Genomic DNA, 18,625 nt, shown 5'->3' with positions numbered 1-18,625 from the left:
CGGCCTCGATGAGGATCGCGATGCCCTCGCGAGCCGCCTCTCGGCGGCTGGGACGCCTGCGATGCCGTGCCCTCCTCCTCCACTGCTCGACCCTGGCGCCGACCCCCGGGGAGGAGGGGTCGCGTCGGTCCTGCCGCGGATCAGGCGGGGCCCTCCTGGAGCCAGCGGCGGAAGGTCTGAACCATGTCGTTGTTCGTGAAGGGGGGCACGACGTGACCGAACTGGCCCCCGTCACCGGAGTGGTACGCGATGGTCGTCTCTCGCGCGACGGGCTGAGCGAGGCGGCGCAGCCGTCCGCCGTGGAGCTCGGCCGGCACGAGAGTGTCGGCCGAACCGGCGGTGATCCGCAGGCGCGTGCCCGTCCAGAGGGACTGCGGCAGGCGCGACGGGTTGCCCGCGCGCAGTGCGTTCACGTTGCCGCCGTACGCAGCGAGGACACGGCCGGGGTCGCGCGCTTCGGTGTCCTCGATGTTGTAGACGCCGCTGGCGTGGTAGGCGCCGTAGATGTTCGGGACCAGACGGTTCGCGTAGGCCCAGCAGAGCAGAGCGCCGCCGCCCGAGTTCGAACGGAGGAAGCTCGCGCGGATCGACCACTGGCTCGTCACCCACTCGACGGCAGCCTTCTGAGCGGCGAGTGCGGGGGCGCTCGTGTAGGCGCTGCTGCCGCTGTACTGCGGGCAGATGCTGACGAATCCCTGGTCGACGAGCTTTTCGGCAGAGTTCTTGTAGGCGCCGGAGAGCGCCTTCCAGTCGCTCCCGCTCGCGTGGTAGTACCAGACGACCGGCACCGAGAGGTTCTTGCCCGGCACAGCGCTGTGCGGCACGAAGAGGCGCGCGGGATCGTTGCCGATCTTCACGTCGATGACCTCGTACGGCTTGCCGCCGGACTCTGAGCGGACGGTGTCGAGGCGCGAGACCTCGCCCGGGAGCCTCGGGATCACGCTGTAGTTCGGCGCGGCGAGCGCCGGGGTCGCTACGAGAGCGGAGGCGGTCGCGGCGGCTCCGACAGCGGAGGCGGCGAGCAGGAGGCGGCGCGAGAGGCCGCGCGGGGTGTCAGTCATATCGAGAATCCTTCGGAGCTTTCGCCATCAGTGTCGAGTCGGCCGACCATTCCGAATTCGACGCACATGAAGTGACGTCCGGCCCCCCAACCCATTCGAGAGTGTACGGGCCGCGGATGACGCGTGGATGTCGTTCTCATCACGTCTGGTCGCTCGGGCGGGGATCAGCGGGAGGAGGGGAAGAGTCGGCGGGAGAGGCTCGAGGACTTCTCGGCCGTCTCGTGCACCACGAAGGGCACGGCGGAATCGGCGGAGACGACCCGCCTCGCCGCGGCGAGTTCGAGCGTCTCGCGGGAGAGGCCCTCGATGTCGACGGTGACCGCGAGGCCGGAGTCGGCCAGGCGCGTGGCGATCTGCACCTGGTGGTCGTCGACGTGCTCGCCGAACGAGGCGCGGCGCGGGACCAGGATCGGCACCCGGCCCTGCTCGATGGCGCTGAGCGCGGTGCCCACTCCCCCGTGCGCGATGACGACGTCGGCCGCCTTCATCGCGGCGTTGAGCTCGTCGTGCGGTACGGAGTGGCGGCCGTCGATCCCGAGCCCGGAGACGTCGTTCGCTCCGGTCTGCCAGAGCACCTCCACGCCCTCGAGCAGCGGCGCGAGCGCGGCGAAGAAGCGGGGGAACGGGTAGCCGTCCTGCGTGCCGACCGAGACCACGGCGCGGCGGATCGGCTGCGGGACGACGTCCTCGACGCGGTAGGTGTCGAAGATCGAGCCGCCGAAGCTCCAGCGGTCGTCGGCCCAGGAGCGGTACTGGGTGTAGGTCGAGACGGCGGGGACCCGGGCGAGGATCCGACCGGTCATCGACGGGCCGAGCACGCGGGCGGCGCTCTCGATGTAGTGCGCGGGGATGCCGCGCGAGGCCGCGAGCGGCAGGAAGGAGAGGGCGGGGCTGGCGCCGGTGCTGAAGACGGCGTCGAAGGACCCGCGGGCCAGCAGGGAGCGGCCGATCATCGCGTTGCGGAGCACCGGCACCACGGCCCGGGGCGGCGGATCGGCGAGGTGGGTCACGCGCCGGTCGGCGAGGAGGGTGCGGCTGAGGGCGCTGTCGACGGTCGCCCAGTGCTGCTCCTCCGGGTCGACTCCGAGGAGCCCCGAGAGGGCGAACATCTCCTTGAGATGCCCGCCGCCGGAGCAGACGAAGAGATACGAAGCCATACGCGCCTTCACTGGTGATGATCGAGATAACAGGCGTGTGGATGATCGATCGTCCGCCGAGAACGACCCCCCGGTCCCTGGTGCAGAAGTCGCCCGATCATAGCAGGGAGGGTCTCCGAGGGGCACTTCTCTGAGAGAACTGTTCACCTCGCCGGAAAGCGATAGGGGCTCATTCGACAGGCGATATCCGCTCACCTCTCCGGAGGGTGGAAAGCGATATCCGCTCGACTCGGGGATGACCGGGAACGCCCATCGAGCGCTCGATACCGGACTGGCCGATTCCCGTCGATCACCTGCACCGCACGGGCCGCGCGCGTAGCGTCGGACCACCGGCGCAGAGGCCGGTCGACCCAGGAGGAGCGCCATGAGCGACAACGAGCAGAACAGCCCCGTGATGGACGGAGCCGAGGACGCCAGCAACGACGAGAAGCTCGGCGGCCTGATCGACCAGGTCGAGCACGACCACGGAGCCGAGGGCGCCGGCGCGATGGCCGACGCGCTCCGCGACCGCGCCGACGAGACCGACACCGAGATCACCGAGGAGTCGGACGCGTCCGGCCCGGTCGAGGACAGCGGCACCGCCCAGGTGTGAGCGACGGGGCCCGGAGGACGACTCCGGGCCCCGATCCCGGATCGCCGGGGAGAGCGGTGGGCCCTCCGGATCGCTCGTCAGAGCGGCCCGGCGAGCGCCGCCCGATGTGCACCGGAGCGGCCCGATGAGCGCCGCCCCACCCCCAAAGCCCTGTTTGACGGTGCGGGAGCCGCCGGTCACCATGGCCGCATGTCCTCTCTCGACGAGCTGCGCGCCACCGCGCATCCGATCCGCCTCCGCCTGCTGTCCCTGGTGACGGGAGCGGCGATGAGCGCCGCGGAGGCCGCCCGCGAGCTGCAGCTGTCGCAGGCGACGGCGAGCTACCACTTCCGCGTGCTGGAGCGCGCCGGGCTCGTGGCCGTCGTCGAGACCGTGCGCCTGCGGGGCGGCGAGGCGAAGAGGTACCGGCACGAGGCCTCCGGAAGGCCCTTCGACGTGACCGCGTCAGTGGACGCCGGGCCGGAGGAGGAGCGGGACCTGCACCTCGAGGCCCTGATCGAGGAGCTCCGGCGGCGCTCGTCGAGCCGGGCGGACGGTCCTCAGCTCTCGACGGACGCGGAGCTCTGGGTCGACCCCGAGGTCTGGCGGCGGGTGGTGCGGCACGTCGGGGAGGCGTCCGCGCTGCTGCACGCGGCGGCCCGGCCGCCGAGGACGCCCGGTACCTCGCCGGTGTCGATGACGACCGCCATGTTCCCGCTCCGCCGGCCGTGACCCGCGACGGGCGCGGGCCGCTGGCGCACGGTCCTCTCGCGCACGGCCCCTTCCGCTGGCTCCTCGCCGCCCGCACGACCGGGGTCCTCGGCAACGCCGTCGCTCCGATCGCCCTGGCCTTCGCCGTGCTGGACCTGACGGGCTCGCCGACGGACCTCGGACTCGTCGTCGCCGCGCGCTCCCTCGCCAACGTCGCCGTAATGCTGCTCGGCGGCGTCCTCGCCGACCGGCTCCCCCGCTCCGTGATCCTCGTCGGCACCTCGCTCGCGGCGGCGGCCACTCAGGCCGCGGTCGCCGTGACGGTGATCACGGGGACAGCGACCGTCGCGGCCCTGGTCGTGCTCAGCGTGCTCAACGGCGCCGTCGCGGCGATGAGCCTGCCCGCCGCGGCCGCCCTCGTCCCCGAGACGGTGCCGGTCGGCGAGCTCCGCCCGGCCAATGCCCTGCTCCGCCTGGGCCTGAACGCCGGGAGCATCGTCGGCGCCTCGGGCGGGGCCGCGCTCGTCGCACTGGTGGGTCCCGGGTGGGGGCTGGCGGTCGACGCCGCGGGCTTCGCCCTGGCCGCGGTCCTCTACTCCCGTGTGCGGCTGCCGCGGACGGTCCGCTCCGGCCCGGGCGCCTCCGTCCTCGCCGACCTCCGCGAGGGGTGGCGGGAGTTCACGAGCCGGCGCTGGGTGTGGATCGTCGTGGCGCAGTTCACCGCCGTCAACGCCGCGTTCGTCGGCGCGACCACGGTCCTCGGCCCGGTCGTCGCCGACCGGTCCTTCGGCCGAGCGGCGTGGGGCCTCGTGATCGCCGCACAGACCGTCGGTCTGGTGATCGGGGCCGTGATCGCGCTGCGCTGGCGGCCCCGCCGGGCGCTGGGGGCGGGCGTCGCTCTCATGGCGGTGACGGCTGTCCCCGTCGCCGCCCTCGGGATCCTCCCGGCGCTCCCCGCCCTCCTCCTCGCCTTCGCCCTCGGCGGAGTCGCGCTCGAGATCTTCGCCATCGCCTGGGACCAGACGCTGCAGACCCACGTCCCCCGCGAGGCGCTCGCCCGGGTCTACTCCTACGACATGGTCGGCTCCTTCCTCGCCGTGCCGCTCGGGGAGGCGCTCGTGGGCCCGCTCGCCGACCTCGTCGGGCTCGACCGCACCCTGCTCGGCTGCGCCGCGCTCGTCCTCGTCGCCTCGCTCCTCGCGGCCTCCAGCAGGAGCGTCCGCGGGGTGGGCACGGACCGTCCGCGGCCGGAGACGCTCTAGCGCGTCCCGGGAGGTGCGGGTGAGGGGGCGAGCGGTCGGAGGTGCCGGAGGATCGCGGCCGCGACCGCCCCGGGGGCCTCGCGCTGCACGAAGTGGCCGACGCCGTCGAGCTCGATCAGCTCGCGGCCTGCGGAGAAGTACCTGCCGTTCGCCCGTGCGAGGGCGGGCGTCTCGCAGCCGTCGGCCGTCCCGAGGAGGAAGGTCGTCGGCGCGTCGAGGCGCGGCCAGGCGTCGAGGGCCTCCTGCGCGGCGCGGTACACGGCCCGGCCGGGCGCCTCCCCGGCGCCGTGCCGGTAGTAGTCGACGACCGTGTCGGCGAAGCCGCTGGTCGCCGTCGCCGCGAGGACCTCCTCCAGGGCCTCCGACGGGAGGGAGCCCGGAGGCGACCACTCCCGCCAGGCCCAGCGGACGAGCTGCGCCGGGTCGCCCCGGAACGCCTCCGCTCCCGCGGCCGTGCAGAGCCAGTAGCGGTACCAGGCCGCGGCGGCGTCGTCGAGGACCTCGCCGCCGCTCAGCTCGCTCGACGGTCCGTACGCGGTGGCGAGGGTGACCAGTGCGCCGACCCGCTCGGGCGCGAGCGCCGCGACGGCGTGAGCGCTCCGTGCTCCCCAGTCGTGGCCGACGAGCACGACAGGCCCGAGGTCGAGCGCCTCGAGGAGATCCAGCAGGTCGGTGGCCAGCGCGGCCACCTGCCCGGACCGCGCCCCGGGGTCGACGACGCGAGTCCGCCCGACCCCGCGCAGGAAGGGGCGCACCACCGGGAGCCCGGGGGGAACCAGCTCCAGGACGCCGTCCCAGGTGGCGGGGACGTCGGGGAAGCCGTGCACGAGCACGAGCGGAGTGCCGTCCGCCGGGCCCTCGTCGAGGTAGTGGACGTCGGTGAAGCGCGTGGACAGGACGCGCGCACCCGTCCCCTCCTGCTCCGGCCCGTCCGAACGGGAGTGCCGCGGCCCGCTCACGGGCGGTAGCCTCGCGGCTCGAGCCGTCCCGGGTGGTGATCGTGACCTGGTCCCTTCCCGCAGGTGCGCGGACGGAGTGCGCTCCCGCGTCAGTCGGCGAAGATGGCGCCGACCGGCTCGCGCTTCTCGGCCTGGAAGCGGTCCTCGGCGCGGCCGAGAGCCCAGTAGGCCGAGAGCGAGAGCGCCCGGCGCTCCACGCCCCACTCGTCCTGCAGGAGGGCGCGCAGCTGCTTCATCGCGGTGCGCTCGCCGTGCGCGAAGACCTCGAGCACGCCCTCGGGCCTCCGCTCGGCCCGGACGGCCGCGACCAGCGCCCGGCCGGCCTCGAGACCGCCGCGGTGCAGCCAGCGCACCTCCACTCCGGCCGGGGCGGGAAGATCGAGCTCGTCGGCGGCCGAGTCCAGCTCGATCAGGACCAGGCCGCGGGCGTGCGCGGGCATCACCTCGAGGGCGGAGGCGATCGCCGGCAGAGCGGAGTCGTCGCCGAGCAGCAGGTGCACGGCCTCGGGGTCGGCGCTCGGCGACCAGGCGCCGCCGGGCGCGGAGAGGGCGATCCGGTCGCCGGGAGCCGCGGCGAGCGCCCACGGTCCCGCCACCCCTTCGTCGCCGTGCACGACGAAGTCGACGGTGATCGAGCGCCGCTCGAGGTCGACCGAGCGGACGGTGTAGGTGCGGCGCACGGGCAGCTGCTCGGGGGCGACGCTCGCCCGGAGCGCGTCGAGGTCGAAGGGCGGCTGGAGGCCGGAGCCGCGCGGCGGGAGCAGGAGCTTCACGTAGCGGTCGGTCGCGGCGAGGCGCTCGGGGTCGGACTCGGCGAGGAACGCGTCGAGCCCGTCGCCGCCGAGGTGCACGCGGACCAGGTGACCGGTGAGGCGCTCGGTCCGCAGCACGGTGAGCACGTGCTGGCTGCGGGCACGGCGCGGGCGGTCGGGGGACGGGGCGGCGTCGGTCATCCGTCCAGCATGCCCGGTCGTGCTCGGTGCGGGCCGAGTGCAGGCCGCTCGCGGGCGGGCGGGCGTCGAGGGGTCACGATCGGTCGCTTCGGGAGGGAGGAAGGGACCTTTCGTGACGCATCGGAGCAGGCCGGAGGCACGGCCGGGACGTCGCGGCGGCGCCGAGCGCGAGGCGGCGGCACGGGCGGGCGTGCGGACGAGCGGGCACCGTGGGGTCACGAACGGTCGCTTCGGAAGGGCGGAAGGAGCCGTTCGTGACGCATCGGAGCAGGCCGCGGCGAGGCCGGGACGTCGCGGCGGCGCCGAGCGCGAGGCGGCGGCGCGGGCGCGCGTACGGACGAACGGGCGCCGAGGGGTCACGAACGGTCGCTTCGGAAGGACGGAAGGGACCTTTCGTGACGCATCGGAGCAGGCCGCGGCGAGGCCGGGACGTCGCGGCGGCGCCGAGCGCGAGCCGGCGGCGCGGGCGCGCGTACGGACGAACGGGCGCCGAGGGGTCACGAACGGTCGCTTCGGGAGGACGGAAGGAGCCGTTCGTGACGCATCGGAGCGGGCCGACGCGAGGCCGGGGCATCGCGGCGGGGATCCGCGCGAGGCGGCGGCGCGGGTGGGCGCTGATCCGTCGCTCACGGCCCGCGGAGGAGCGCAGGACGGGCCGTCCGCGACGGATCGGAGCGGGCCGGGCGCGACTGGGCGCCGCATGCGGAGCGAGCGCGGGCCTGCCGGAGGGCGCCGGGCGTCGATCCGTCACGAACGGCCCGTGCGGGAGGACGGAACGGGCCGTCAGCGACGGATCGGAGCGGGCGGCCGGAGGCCCTAGCCGACGGAGCGGAGCGGGCGGCCGGAGGCCCGGGCCGACGGAGCGGAGCGGACAGCAGCGCCCGTCGGCGGAGCGGGCGGCGCCGCGGCCGACAGCCCGGCGCCCGCGGGCGGGGCGGGCGGCACCGCGGCCGACGGCCCGGCGGACGGCCCGGCGGACGGCCGGTGGCGCGAGGTGCGCTCACGCGGGGCGCGGCGGCGGGGGCGCGCCTACTCTCGCGGGATGACTGCGACGGCTCCGCGACTCCGGCACGACCGACTGGTCGCCCCCGATGTGCTGCGCGGAGTGGCGGTGGCGGCCATGCTCGTCGCGCACGCGATGCCGCTCGTGCCGAGCGCGCGCACGGGGGTCGTCGGGTTCCTGGCGTGGAACGTCAACGATCTCGCGTCGCCGCTGTTCGCGCTGGTGATGGGGATGTCGGCGGCCCTGGTGCTCGCGCGGCCCGGTGCCTCCCCCGGGCGGGTGCTGCTGCGGAACGCGATCCGCGGCGCGGTGCTCGTGGCGCTCGGCGTCTGGCTCGAGACCTGGGGCAGCTGGATCGCGATCGTGCTGCAGTACCTCGGCGTCGTGCTCGTGCTCGGCACGCCGCTGCTGCTCCTCCGCTCCCGGACGATCGCCGCGCTGGCCGCCGTGCTCGCGCTCGCCGCCGGGCCCGCGAACGCCGCGGTCGCCGCCGCCGCATCCGGCTCTCCGCTCGCCCTCTGGCTCTTCACCGGGCCGAGCTACCGCGCGACCAACCTGCTCCCCTTCTTCCTCCTCGGGGCCCTGCTGCTGCGGCACGGCGCGCAGCGGGACCGGCTGCTGCCGGTGCTCGCGACGGTCGCGGTCGTCGCGTATCCGGTGCGGCCGCTGGTCGCGCTCCTGCTCGGCGTGGAGTCGCCCTCCGGCAGCCTCCCGGACACCCTGCACGACCTCGGGCTCGTGCTCCTGGCCTACGTCGCGGTGGTGCTGCTGACCACGTCGCGCTCCACCGCGGTCCAGCGGCTGCTGGTGCCGCTCCGGGCGATCGGCACGCTCGCGCTCTCGGTCTACGTGCTGCAGGTGGCTCTCGTCGCGGCGCTCGCGCGGGCGGGCCTCGGCTACTCCGCCGACACTCCGCTCGCCGCTCTCGCCCTCGTGCTCGGTTTGTGCACGGCCGCCGTGCTGTGGTGGCGGTTCCTCGGTGCCGGCCCCGTCGAGCGGCTGACGGCGCGGCTCACCGGGCTCGTGCCGCGCTGAGCCGCCCGGCGGCCCGGACGAAGCCCGCGGCGAGAACCTGAATCCGCGGCGAGGACCTGAGCCCGCTGCGGCCCGCGGCGAGCTCGCCCGAGCTCGCAAGGTCCGCGGCGACCCCGGCTGATCCGCCGACACCCGACAGCCCGCACACGAGCGCAGGCCGCCGGGCGTCCCCTCCCTCAGCGCGCGAGCGCCGACGCCTCCTTCGCGAGGGCCGGGCCGTGCGCCGCGAGCACCAGGTCGCGCACCGCGGTGGCCGGGAGCGACGCGGCTCCGGCCGGCAGCAGGTCCGCGTCCGAGGCCAGCACGAGCGGAGTGTCCGCCGACGAGGACGGCAGCCTCCCGTGCGTGCCGCGCACGAGCGACGCGTCCAGCGGCACCAGGTTCATCGCGTAGCGCAGCCCCAGCGCCTTCTTGGCGAGGTTGCCCGCCGCCTTCGCCTTCACCAGCGGGTCGGCCGGGTCGAAGAAGAGCTCGGCCGGGTCGTAGCCGGGCTTGCGGTGGATGTCGACGCCGCGGGCGAAGTCGGGCGCGCGGTCGTCGTCGAGCCAGTAGTAGTAGGTGAACCACGCCCCCGGCCGGGCGACCACGACGAACTCGCCCGAGCGCTCGTGGTCGAGGCCGTAGCGGGCCTGCGCCTCCCGGTCGAGCACCTCGTCGACGCCGTCGAGCCCCTCGAGGATCGAGCGCACCCGCGGCAGGTCCGCCTTGTCCTGCATGTAGACGTGGGCGACCTGGTGGTCGGCGACGGCGAACGCGCGCGACGTCCACGGGTCCAGCTGCTCCCGGCCGTCCTGCACGTAGACCTCGAGCAGGCCCTCGCGGCGGAGCGCCCGGTTCACGTCGACCGGGGTGTCGGCGTCGGCGATCCCGTACTCGGCGACCACGATCACCGACGCGCCCAGCGCCTCCGCGTCGTCGAGCAGCGGAGCGAGCACCACGTCGAGCTCCGACGCGGCCCGGCGCGCCTCGGGCGAGTCCGGTCCGAAGCGCTGGAGGTCGTAGTCGAGGTGCGGCAGGTACGCCGTGGTCAGCTCGGGCGGGCCGGAGCCGTCGCCCGCCAGCACATGCCGGGTCGCGTCGACCATCCACTGGGTCGAGCGGAGCGACGCGGTCGGCCCCCAGTACTGGAACAGCGGGAAGGCGCCGAAGCGCGAGACCAGCTCGTCGTGCAGCGCCGGCGGGCGCACGTACGCGTCCGGCGACTTGCGGCCGTCGGCGTGGTAGATCGGGCGCGGAGTGACGGTGACGTCGGTCGTCGCCCCCATCGCGTACCACCAGCCGATGTTGGCCGCGCGGTACGGCTCCCCGCTCAGCCGGCGCGCGGTCTCCCAGACCTTCTCCCCCGTGACCAGGCGGTTGTGCTGGCGCCACAGGTGCACCTCGCCGAGGTCGCGGAAGTACCAGCCGTTGCCGACGATCCCGTGCTGCGCGGGCATCGAGCCGGTGAGCATGGTCGACTGCACGCTGCAGGTGACCGCGGGCAGGACCGTGTCCAGCGGCAGGCGCCCGCCCCCGCGGGCCAGCCGCGAGAGGCGGGGCATGTCGGCGAGCGCCGACGAGGTCAGCCCGACCACGTCGAGCAGCAGCACGGGCCTCACAGCGCCGCCGCCTGCGGGAGGAGGGGCGCCAGCAGCGCCTTTCGGGAGGCGGGCGTGAGCAGGTGCGCGGCCGCCCAGGCGAGCTCGGCGCCGATGCCCGTCGAGAGGTCGCTCGGGGCGTCGGCGAGCACCGACCAGGTGTAGGTCTCGACGTCGAGGTGGATCTCGTCGTACGGCCAGGCGGCGTCGACCGCCGAGACCGCCTCCGCCAGGACGGCCGTGGTCGCCGAGAGCGGCGCCTCCGGCCGGTGGTGCAGCGGCACGTGGAAGTGCACGCGCCACGGGCCGGTGCCGGGGAGCGTGTCCAGCGCCTCGGGCAGGTCGTCGACGCGGAGCACTCCGTCGATCCCGTTCTCGCGGGTCTGGTGCAGGTAGCGCTTCTCGACGAACGGGGTGAGCGCGGCGCGGCCCGAGGGGTCCTCCAGGTGGAGCGCGGCCGAGGCCTGCACCTTGACCACGCGCAGGCCCGCGTCGCGGATGCGGCGAACGGCCGAGACCGGGTCGGCGAAGGAGACGGCGAGGTGGCAGGTGTCGAGGCACACGCCCACGTACGCCGGGTCGACCACTCCGATGCGCGGGTGCAGCCAGTCGACGACGTCGTCCACGGTGTCGAGGATGCAGCCGGGCTCGGGCTCGATCGCCAGGCGGATCGCGTGGCCGGTGGAGCGGCGCAGGTCGCGCAGCTCCTCGACGAGCCGGGCGAGGTTCCGGCAGGCGGCCTCGTCCTGCTCCCGTCCCCAGCCCTCGCGCCAGCCCAGAGGCAGCGTCGAGATGCTGCCGTCGGCGCCGGCGGGCAGCAGGTCGGCCAGGATCCGCGCGCAGTCGATCGTGTACTGCAGGCGCTCCGGCGTGGTCCAGTCGGGGCGGTAGACGTCGAGCTTCACGACCTCGGCGTGGAACGCGGCGTACGGGAAGGCGTTGAGCGTGCGCACCTCCAGGCCGTTGCGCTGCAGGGCCGCGCGGAGGACGGCGCGGTCCTCGGCGCTGGCGACCAGGCGGGCCGCGAGGTCGCGCGGGATCCACAGGCCGACTCCGACCAGGGCGAGCCCGGCGGCCACGCGCGCGGGTCCGGCGTAGACGTCGAGCTGGCGGACGACTCCGGCCAGGTCCTCGGCGGGATGGACGTTGGTGCAGTAGGAGAGGTGCATCACACGACCTCCGCCACGCGCGGCGCGCCCCGGAGCACGGAGTTGCCCTCGAAGGTGCGGCCGGCCGACTCCTGCACGTCGAAGCCCGCGACGGGCGAGAGGTCCAGGCGTCCGCTCTGCCCGTAGAACTCGACCGGGTTCTGCCAGAGCAGCCGGTCCACGTCGCCCGCGCTGAAGCCGGCGACGAGGAGGAGGCGGCCGGTCTTCGCGGTCGTGAGCGGGTCGGAGCGGCCCCAGTCGGCGGCGGAGTTGACCAGCACGCGGTCCAGCCCGATCCGCTCGACCAGCGTCACCAGGCGCGTCTCGTCCATCTTCGTGTCGGGGTAGATGGAGAAGCCCATCCAGCAGCCGGAGTCGCGGACCGCGTCGACGGTGACCTCGTTGAGGTGGTCGACGAGGACCCGCCCGGGCTCGAGCCCCGAGTCGGCGACGACCTCGAGGGTCCGGCGGGTGCCCGACTCCTTGTCGCGGTGCGGGGTGTGCACCATCGCGGGGAGGCCGTGCTCGCCGGCGAGCTCGAGCTGCTGGCGGAAGACCTGGTCCTCCTCGGGGGTGAGCGAATCGTAGCCGGTCTCGCCGACCGCGACGACGCCGTCCTTGGCGAGGTAGCGGTCGAGCTCGGGCAGGACGGCCCGGCAGCGCGGGTCGTTCGCCTCCTTCGGGTTGAGCCCGATGGTGCAGTGGTGGCGGATGCCGAACTGCGCGGCGCGGAAGCGCTCCCAGCCGATCAGGGCGTCGAAGTAGTCCGTGAACGAGCCGACGTTCGTGCGCGGCTGGCCGAGCCAGAAGGAGGGTTCGACGACCGCGCGGACGCCGGCGTCGAACATCGCCTGGTAGTCGTCGGTGGTGCGGGAGGTCATGTGGATGTGCGGGTCGAAGATGCGCATCGTCGCGCCTTTCTCATCGGTGGTGGTGCCCCGCGGTCGGGGCGGCGTTCGGGGGCGGTCAGCTCGGCAGGAGCACCGCCAGATCGTCCGGGAGCGGGCGCCCGGCCGCGCGGCGCTCGTCCGCGAAGCGGCCGGCCATCGCGCGCAGCTCGGCGTCGCTGCGCTCCTCCAGCCCGGCGACCGCCGCGAGCGGGACGCCGAGGAAGACGAGCTTGAGCACCCCGTGCCGCCAGGCGTGCGCGTCGAGGTGGCGGCGGGCGAAGGAGCCCATCGCCGCGGCGACGAGCCGGGTGTCGTTGGCGCGCAGGGCGTCGGCGGTCAGCTCGAGGCCGGCGAGGCTCGTCGCCGGTCCCGGGTCGCCGAGGGCGTTCAGCCCGGCCAGCACTCCGCGGCGCTCGGCCCCGTCCCCGCCGCGGTAGAGGCGGAGGAGGAGAGCGGCCAGGTCGTCGTCGCCGAGCGCCTGCGCCGCGGCCTGCACCAGGGCGGCGCGGGCCGCGTCGTCGTGCGTGCCGTGGACGAGGCCGTGCGGGTCCTCGGCGGGCCGGAGCGGCTCGCGTCCGGCCTCGCGGCCCGCGGCGGGGAAGAAGCGCTCGATCCGCGACGGGCGCTCGAGGACGGCGGAACGGGCGGCCGCGGTCCACGGGTGCTCGGCGTGCGAGGAGGCGCCGCCGAGCGCCTCCTCCATCGCCGCGAGGCTCGCCACGGCCAGGCGGGGCGCGTCGTGCGAGTGCCGGGGCAGCTCGACGGCGGCGATCCCGCGGTAGCCGATCTCGGCGAGGGTCGCGAAGGCGGCCGCGAGGTCGAGCGATCCGGTGCCGAGCTCGAGGTGCTCGTGCCGCTCCGGGAGCATGTCGTCGACCTGCACGTTCAGGAGCAGGTCCCCAGCGCTGCGGAGGGCTCCGACCACGCCGTCCGGCTCCACCACGACGCAGTGGCCGAGGTCGACCGTCAGCCCGACCGACTCCGGGTCGCCGAGCTCGCGGCGCAGCAGCAGCGCGTCGGCCACCGTCTCCACCAGCATCCCCGGCTCGGGCTCGACGGCCAGCCGCACGCCGTGGCGCTCGGCCGTCGCGACGACGCCGCGCATCCGCTCGACGAGCAGCCGCCAGGCCGCGGCCGCATCCGCGCCCGCCGGCACGATCCCCGACCAGAGGGAGACGGCGTCGGCGTCCAGCAGCGCGGCGATCTCGATCGCGCGCTCGAGGAAGCGGACGCGGGGGCCGGCCTCTTCGTCGACCAGCGTGGGGCGGTGCTTCGCGAACGGGTCGAGCAGGTACCGCGCGCCCGTCTCGACGACCACGCGCAGGCCCAGCTCGTCGAGCCGCGTCCGGAGCGCCAGCATCCGCTCGCGCCAGTCGGCCGCGAAGGGATCGAGGTGCGGGTGCCCGAGGGTGAGCGCGACGGCGCGGTACCCCGCGGCGTGGATCACCGTGAGCGCGTCGTCGAGGGTGTGGTCGGCGAAGCCGTTGGTGCCGTAGCCGAGGACGGGTCCGGTGGCGCTCATGTGATGTCCGCCGTCCGCGGGCGGCGGAGCAGGAGGGAGCCGAGCGCGTCGAGCGCGAGCAGCGCCGCCCCCAGCTCGGGACGCTTCAGACCGGCGAGCGCGGCCTGCAGCGGGATCATCCCGGTGATGCCCGCGCGGGTCGCCGTCCGCGCGGCCGCGGCCGTCGGCGTCCGCACGGACTGCAGCTGCGCGGTGAGCACGAGCAGGAGCCAGCGCCCGAGGCCCGCGGCGGCGACCGCGGCGGGGGCGGCCCGGCGCTCGGCCAGAGCGCCGGCTGCGGTGGACAGCGCGATCGCCGCGGTGCCGGCCGAGACCGCTCCCGCCGTGACCGGGGTGGTGCCGTGCACCTCGCCGCGCGAGAGCACGGTGACGCCGAGCGTGTGCGCGGCCACGGCGGCGGAGGCGGGGGCCGCCGCGCGCACGCCGTCGACGCCCGCGCCGAGCAGCACGTCGAGACCGCGGCAGGCCGCCATCACGACCGGGCCCAGCGGAGTCGGCTTCGCGAGCAGGTCGTACGACCAGATCCCGGCCGCGAGCGGCAGCGAGAGTGCGAGCGAGCGCCGCCCGTCCACGACGGCCGCCACGGCGATCCCCGCCGCGGTCAGCGCGGCCGCCGTGCCCAGCGCCGCCGAGCGCCGGATCCGACCCGAGGGGATCGGCCGCTCGGGCCGCTCCCGGGCGTCGAGCTCGGCGTCCGCGTAGTCGTTGAGCGCCATGCCCGCCGAGTAGAGCAGCGCCGAGGACAGCGGGAGCGCGACCGTGCGCGCTCCCACTCCGCGGCCCGCCCACGCTCCGCCCGCGACGGTGTCGCCGATCACGGTCAGCGCGGCCTTCGCGCGGACGAGCTCGAGGTAGTCGCGCAGCTCAGCCATCGCTCCGCGTCCCGCTCGTCACCGGGGTGCGGCGCTCGGCGACGAGGGCGCCGGTGCGGGCGGACCAGGCCACCAGCTCCGCCGTCTGCTCGGCGAAGCCGTGCACGTCGCTGCCCCACGGGTCCTTGAAGAAGAAGCCGAGCTCGCCGACGGGGCCCGAGACGCCGGCCTCGTCCGCGAGCGCCAGCAGGCGGGCGAGGTCGAGGATCAGCGGCGCCGCGAGGGCCGAGTCGTACGCCGACCAGATCGTCTGCACCGTGATCCGCGAGCCGAGGAAGCCCTCGGCGTGCACGTGGTCCCAAGCGGTCTTGACGTCGCCGAGGTCCGGGACGTTGTCGATGTGGAGCGGAGTGACGACGTCGTCGCCGAGGAGGCTGCGGAGTCCGCGGTTCTTCGAGACGAGCTTCGATCGCACCGCCTCCGGGTCGGCGAGGGTCTGCCCGTCGCCGCCGCCGAGGAGGTTCGCGCCCGCCCACGAGAGCACGCGCATCCCGCGCGCCGTGAACATCGGCGCGAGCACGCTGCGGAGCAGGGTCTCCCCCGTCTTGCCGTCCTGGCCGGCGATCGGGATCCCGGCCTCGGCGGCCCACTCCTCCAGGGCCGGCAGGGCCAGCGCGGTCGAGGGAGTGAAGCAGGCGTAGGCCGCGCCCGCGACGACGGCCGAGAGGGCGGCGATCGAGCTCGGCGGCAGGAGGCGCTCGCCCGGACGCGCCAGGGCGGCGCGCAGAGCGGCGAGGTCGTGGAACTCGGGACGGTCGGCCGGCAGCACCTCGGTCGAGGCGACGTCGATCACGACGACCCGGGCGAGGCCGTGGCGCTCGCGGAAGGCGACGATGTCGGCGGCCCGGCGGTCGATCTCCTCCTGCTGCGACGCGGCGTCGGCGGGGGCGAGGCGGATCTCGGCGTCGGTCGCGTCGATCCGGTCGGCCACCTCGGCGACGACCGAGGTCGGGAACATGCCGCCGGCCGCGAGGCCCGTGGCCTTCTCGAGCAGCGGGGTCGGCGAGACGTCGTGGCCGCCGATGACGATGTCGGCGAACCCGGCGAGCGGGACGTCCTCGAAGGCGGGGGTCGCGGTGGCGCACCCCGAGCTGGGCGCGGCTCCGGCGGCGATGGCGTGCAGGCCCACGGCGGCCGTGGTGGCGACGCTGCCCCGGGCCCCGATCAGCCAGAGGCCGATGCGCCCACTCGATCGGGGGGCGCCTGTGGTGGTGTCGGACGAGGTCATCGTTCTCTCCTGTCTGGAAGGGCTGGCTGAGCGGCGATCGTCGGGGCGCACCCGGGCGATCGGAGTGGGGAGGGGCCGCGGCCGGGCGCGCGACGCGCCTCCGGCCGGCCGTGTTGCGCAGGACCCGCACGCAGGGCCCGCCGAGATTGCGCAACCGTGCGTCGACTGGTTTCCTCAGGTGTGCTGTCCCCCGAACCCGTCCTCCGGGCCGAGAGAAGGAGCTGAGCGTGGCCGAGCGCGCCGGTACCGCGACCGGCGACATGCTGAGGCTGTTCGCCGACGGTCGACCGCGCACCCGCGCCGAGCTGGTCGAGGAGACGGGTCTCGCGCGGACCGCGGTGATGACGCGCCTGGAGCAGTTCTTCGAGCTCGGACTGATCGCGCACCTCGACCGCGCTCCGTCGACCGGCGGCCGTCCGTCCGCGCGTCTCGTCTTCGACCCGGCCGTCCGATCGCTCCTGGCCATCGACCTGGGCGCGGCGCACTCGACCATCGCGCTGACCGACTTCGACGGCCGCATCATCGCCGAGCGCCGCGAGGAGCTCGACATCGCGCAGGGCCCCGTGGCGGTGCTCGGGCACGCGCTCGACGTCTGCGACGGGATCCTCGCCGCGGCCGGCGTCGACCGCTCCGCCCTCGCGGGCATCGGGGTCGGCGTGCCCGGCCCGGTGGAGCACGCGAGCGGCCGCCCGGTGCGCCCGCCGATCATGCCCGGCTGGGACGGCTTCGACATCCCCGCCTTCGTGCGCCGGCGCTACGACACCACGGTGCTCGTCGACAACGACGTGAACCTGCTGGCGCTCGGCGAGCGGGCCTCGCGGTTCCCGCACGCCCTCGACCTGATGTTCGTGAAGGTCGGCACCGGCATCGGCGCGGGCATCGTCTCCTCCGGGCTGCTCCAGCGCGGAGCCCTCGGCTCCGCGGGTGATCTCGGCCACGTCCAGGTGCCGCGCACGGCCCCGGCCGCGGCGGGCGGTCAGGAGGGGGACCTCGAGGCGGTCGCGGGCGGCTCCGCTCTGGCCGCCGGGCTCGCCCGGGCGGGCCGCGACGTGCAGTCGGTGCGCGAGCTGATCGACCTGCTGAAGGCGCGCGATCCCGAGGCCGTCGAGGCGGCGCGGATCGCGGGCCTCCAGCTCGGCGAGGTGCTGGCCACCTGCGTGAGCCTGCTCAACCCGTCCGTCATCGTGCTGGGCGGCGCGGTCGCCCTCGCCAGCCCGGAGATCCTGACGGCCGTGCGCTCGGTGATCGACGAGCGCTCCCTCCCCCTCGCGACGCAGCGGCTCGACGTCGTGACCGCCGAGCTGGGCGGCAGCGGGGGCGTGCGCGGTGCCGCGCTGATGCTGCGCGGGCACCTGCTCAGCCCCGCCGTGGTGGACGGCTTCCTCGAGCAGCTGCGCGCCGAGGGGCGGGCGGTCCGCTAGAGCGGCGGCCGCGCGCCCGGAGGCGGCGGGCCGCGCCGGCGCGATCCCCCGTGGACCGCGTCGGCCGCACCCGGTCAGGAGCGGACCTCCGCGCGGTCGGCGTCCTCCGGCTGGGCGCCGAGAGCGGCGGCGACGGCGGCGTCGATGCGCGCCTGCTCCCCCGCGGCCCGGCGGCGGCGGCGGACGACGGTCAGCACGATGAGCCCGATGAGCAGGGCGAGGAGGAGCACGGCGCTCCACGGCACGGCCGCGGCCGAGGTTTCGGCGGTGGCGACCGGCACGTCGGGGACGACGACGGCGGAGTCGGCCTGCGCGGCCTGGTCGGCGGTGACGACGGTGCCCGAGAGCGCGGCGCGGGCGGTCGCGACGAAGAGCGGCCAGACTCCGGCGACCGTCACGGTGCGCGAGACGGAGGTTCCGGGGAGGAGCTCGGGCAGCGGCTCCGGGTCGGTCGCGGACACCGGCGCGAGGCCGAAGAGGCCGGCGACGCTGATCTCGGCGCCCGGCGCGATGCGGGTGTTGCCCGCGTTGGTCACGGTGTAGTCGACGGTCGCGGAGCCGGGGGCGAAGGGGTTCCAGCCGCCCTCGTACGAGACGGCGAGGCCGTCGATCGACAGGCGCGGGGCGAGCTCGCCGCCGACGCGGAGGTACATGCGCGAGCCCAGGCGCCGGTCGACCGAGACTCCGGTCTCGCCCTGCACCAGGATCGAGGAGACGACGCCCGCGGCGTAGTCGCCCGGGGTCACGTCGTCGGGGACGACGACCTCGAACGGGACCTGCACGCTCTCGCCGGCGGGCACGGTGACCTCGGGCTCGGGGAACGCGATCCAGCTGCCGAGCTGCGTCGAGGGCTCCGCGGCGGGGAGCAGGTCGAGCTGGCCGGCCTCGGTGATGAAGCCGTCGGAGCCGTAGACGCGGAACGTCTGCTCCTCGTCGTCGTAGTTGGAGACGATCAGGGCGTCGCTGAGGCGTCCGCCGGGATCGAGGGCGTAAGCGTAGTTCGGCCGCTCGCTGCCCTGCTCGGTGTCGGCGGGGCGCACCCCCCAGGTGACCGGCGTGGAGGCGGGGTCCGCCTCCTGGGCACCCGCCTGAGCCGAGAGGCCGCCGGCTGCGAGGAGCGTCATCAGCAGCAGGGCGGCGGTGGTGCGGGAGGTGCGTGGCATGAGCGACATCGATCAGGCTTCCGTTGCAAGGGGGGATGCCTCCCCGCGGGACGCCGCTCCGGTACGCGGCACGCCGAGCGGGGCGGACCGGA

The 18,625-nt window shown here is 75.2% G+C and carries 16 protein-coding genes; 5 read left to right on the top strand and 11 right to left on the bottom strand.

Annotation, left to right across the window (positions count from 1 at the left end; all coding sequences use genetic code 11):
• Positions 1-140: 140 nt before the first annotated feature.
• Together C5D04_RS01890 and C5D04_RS01885 are read right to left on the bottom strand one after the other, a co-directional pair.
• Positions 141-1,061 (bottom strand): hypothetical protein, encoded by a 921-nt coding sequence (locus tag C5D04_RS01890; RefSeq protein WP_104249975.1) that lies wholly within the window; start codon positions 1,059-1,061, stop codon positions 141-143.
• Positions 1,062-1,225: 164 nt separating this feature from the next.
• Complete coding sequence (locus tag C5D04_RS01885; RefSeq protein WP_104324895.1) at positions 1,226-2,218, bottom strand: glycosyltransferase; 993 nt, start codon at positions 2,216-2,218, stop codon at positions 1,226-1,228.
• A gap of 364 nt (positions 2,219-2,582) precedes the next feature.
• Between C5D04_RS01885 and C5D04_RS01880 the strand changes: the two genes are divergently transcribed.
• From C5D04_RS01880 to C5D04_RS01870, 3 genes are all read left to right on the top strand, one after another.
• On the top strand, positions 2,583-2,810 hold the full coding sequence (locus C5D04_RS01880) for a hypothetical protein (RefSeq protein ID WP_104222474.1): 228 nt from the start codon (positions 2,583-2,585) through the stop codon (positions 2,808-2,810).
• Positions 2,811-2,999: 189 nt separating this feature from the next.
• Positions 3,000-3,521, top strand: a complete 522-nt coding sequence (locus tag C5D04_RS01875) for a helix-turn-helix domain-containing protein (RefSeq protein WP_104260669.1) — start codon at positions 3,000-3,002, stop codon at positions 3,519-3,521.
• Positions 3,518-4,762 (top strand): MFS transporter, encoded by a 1,245-nt coding sequence (locus tag C5D04_RS01870; protein WP_258068815.1) that lies wholly within the window; start codon positions 3,518-3,520, stop codon positions 4,760-4,762. Before C5D04_RS01875 ends, C5D04_RS01870 begins: the two co-directional genes overlap by 4 nt.
• Here C5D04_RS01870 and C5D04_RS01865 read toward each other — a convergent pair.
• The gene (locus C5D04_RS01865; RefSeq protein WP_181137657.1) at positions 4,759-5,721 is read right to left on the bottom strand and encodes an alpha/beta fold hydrolase; all 963 of its coding nucleotides are present in this window, start codon (positions 5,719-5,721) and stop codon (positions 4,759-4,761) included. The two genes, C5D04_RS01870 and C5D04_RS01865, sit on opposite strands and share 4 nt — an antisense overlap.
• Before the next feature lie 89 nt (positions 5,722-5,810).
• On the bottom strand, positions 5,811-6,674 hold the full coding sequence (locus C5D04_RS01860) for a siderophore-interacting protein (RefSeq protein WP_104347128.1): 864 nt from the start codon (positions 6,672-6,674) through the stop codon (positions 5,811-5,813).
• Between the two features lie 1,042 nt (positions 6,675-7,716).
• On the opposite strand from C5D04_RS01860, the gene C5D04_RS01855 reads away from it, so the two are divergent.
• Complete coding sequence (locus tag C5D04_RS01855) at positions 7,717-8,712, top strand: DUF418 domain-containing protein (RefSeq protein ID WP_104347127.1); 996 nt, start codon at positions 7,717-7,719, stop codon at positions 8,710-8,712.
• A 176-nt stretch (positions 8,713-8,888) separates the two neighbouring features.
• On the opposite strand, the gene C5D04_RS01850 is transcribed toward C5D04_RS01855, so the two are convergent.
• From C5D04_RS01850 to C5D04_RS01825, 6 genes are read right to left on the bottom strand one after another with little or no spacing between them, the layout of a single operon-like run.
• Positions 8,889-10,310, bottom strand: a complete 1,422-nt coding sequence (locus C5D04_RS01850; RefSeq protein WP_104347126.1) for an alkaline phosphatase family protein — start codon at positions 10,308-10,310, stop codon at positions 8,889-8,891.
• Entirely contained in the window at positions 10,307-11,458 is a 1,152-nt protein-coding gene (gene eboE, locus C5D04_RS01845) for a metabolite traffic protein EboE (protein ID WP_104347137.1), read from the bottom strand. The genes C5D04_RS01850 and eboE overlap by 4 nt, the downstream gene beginning before the upstream one ends.
• Positions 11,458-12,345: a TatD family hydrolase gene (locus C5D04_RS01840; RefSeq protein ID WP_104222466.1), complete on the bottom strand. Its 888-nt coding sequence runs from the start codon at positions 12,343-12,345 to the stop codon at positions 11,458-11,460. Before C5D04_RS01840 ends, eboE begins: the two co-directional genes overlap by 1 nt.
• Before the next feature lie 58 nt (positions 12,346-12,403).
• Entirely contained in the window at positions 12,404-13,849 is a 1,446-nt protein-coding gene (locus C5D04_RS18595) for an EboA domain-containing protein (protein WP_104347125.1), read from the bottom strand.
• Positions 13,846-14,721: an SCO3242 family prenyltransferase gene (locus C5D04_RS01830; protein WP_219814999.1), complete on the bottom strand. Its 876-nt coding sequence runs from the start codon at positions 14,719-14,721 to the stop codon at positions 13,846-13,848. The genes C5D04_RS18595 and C5D04_RS01830 overlap by 4 nt, the downstream gene beginning before the upstream one ends.
• Entirely contained in the window at positions 14,714-15,949 is a 1,236-nt protein-coding gene (locus C5D04_RS01825) for an inositol-3-phosphate synthase (RefSeq protein ID WP_104292626.1), read from the bottom strand. Before C5D04_RS01825 ends, C5D04_RS01830 begins: the two co-directional genes overlap by 8 nt.
• Before the next feature lie 227 nt (positions 15,950-16,176).
• On the opposite strand from C5D04_RS01825, the gene C5D04_RS01820 reads away from it, so the two are divergent.
• Positions 16,177-17,370, top strand: a complete 1,194-nt coding sequence (locus tag C5D04_RS01820) for an ROK family protein (protein ID WP_244229502.1) — start codon at positions 16,177-16,179, stop codon at positions 17,368-17,370.
• 74 nt (positions 17,371-17,444) lie between these two features.
• Here the strand turns inward: C5D04_RS01820 and C5D04_RS01815 are convergent, their stop codons facing one another.
• Positions 17,445-18,533, bottom strand: a complete 1,089-nt coding sequence (locus tag C5D04_RS01815; RefSeq protein ID WP_146076959.1) for a hypothetical protein — start codon at positions 18,531-18,533, stop codon at positions 17,445-17,447.
• Positions 18,534-18,625 lie beyond the last annotated feature (92 nt).

The organism is Rathayibacter sp. AY1D2, from assembly GCF_002932695.1.
Taxonomy (GTDB): domain Bacteria; phylum Actinomycetota; class Actinomycetes; order Actinomycetales; family Microbacteriaceae; genus Rathayibacter.
This window is presented reverse-complemented; position numbering and strand designations above follow the sequence as displayed.

Coding starts and splice junctions, on each gene's coding strand:
- C5D04_RS01875 (WP_104260669.1), top strand. CDS start 3,000: ATGTCCTCTCTCGACGAGCTGCGCGCCACCGCGCATCCGATCCGCCTC.
- eboE (WP_104347137.1), bottom strand. CDS start 11,458: ATGCACCTCTCCTACTGCACCAACGTCCATCCCGCCGAGGACCTGGCC.
- C5D04_RS01860 (WP_104347128.1), bottom strand. CDS start 6,674: ATGACCGACGCCGCCCCGTCCCCCGACCGCCCGCGCCGTGCCCGCAGC.
- C5D04_RS01830 (WP_219814999.1), bottom strand. CDS start 14,721: ATGGCTGAGCTGCGCGACTACCTCGAGCTCGTCCGCGCGAAGGCCGCG.
- C5D04_RS01840 (WP_104222466.1), bottom strand. CDS start 12,345: ATGCGCATCTTCGACCCGCACATCCACATGACCTCCCGCACCACCGAC.
- C5D04_RS01815 (WP_146076959.1), bottom strand. CDS start 18,533: ATGCCACGCACCTCCCGCACCACCGCCGCCCTGCTGCTGATGACGCTC.
- C5D04_RS01825 (WP_104292626.1), bottom strand. CDS start 15,949: ATGACCTCGTCCGACACCACCACAGGCGCCCCCCGATCGAGTGGGCGC.
- C5D04_RS01890 (WP_104249975.1), bottom strand. CDS start 1,061: ATGACTGACACCCCGCGCGGCCTCTCGCGCCGCCTCCTGCTCGCCGCC.
- C5D04_RS01880 (WP_104222474.1), top strand. CDS start 2,583: ATGAGCGACAACGAGCAGAACAGCCCCGTGATGGACGGAGCCGAGGAC.
- C5D04_RS18595 (WP_104347125.1), bottom strand. CDS start 13,849: ATGAGCGCCACCGGACCCGTCCTCGGCTACGGCACCAACGGCTTCGCC.
- C5D04_RS01855 (WP_104347127.1), top strand. CDS start 7,717: ATGACTGCGACGGCTCCGCGACTCCGGCACGACCGACTGGTCGCCCCC.
- C5D04_RS01885 (WP_104324895.1), bottom strand. CDS start 2,218: ATGGCTTCGTATCTCTTCGTCTGCTCCGGCGGCGGGCATCTCAAGGAG.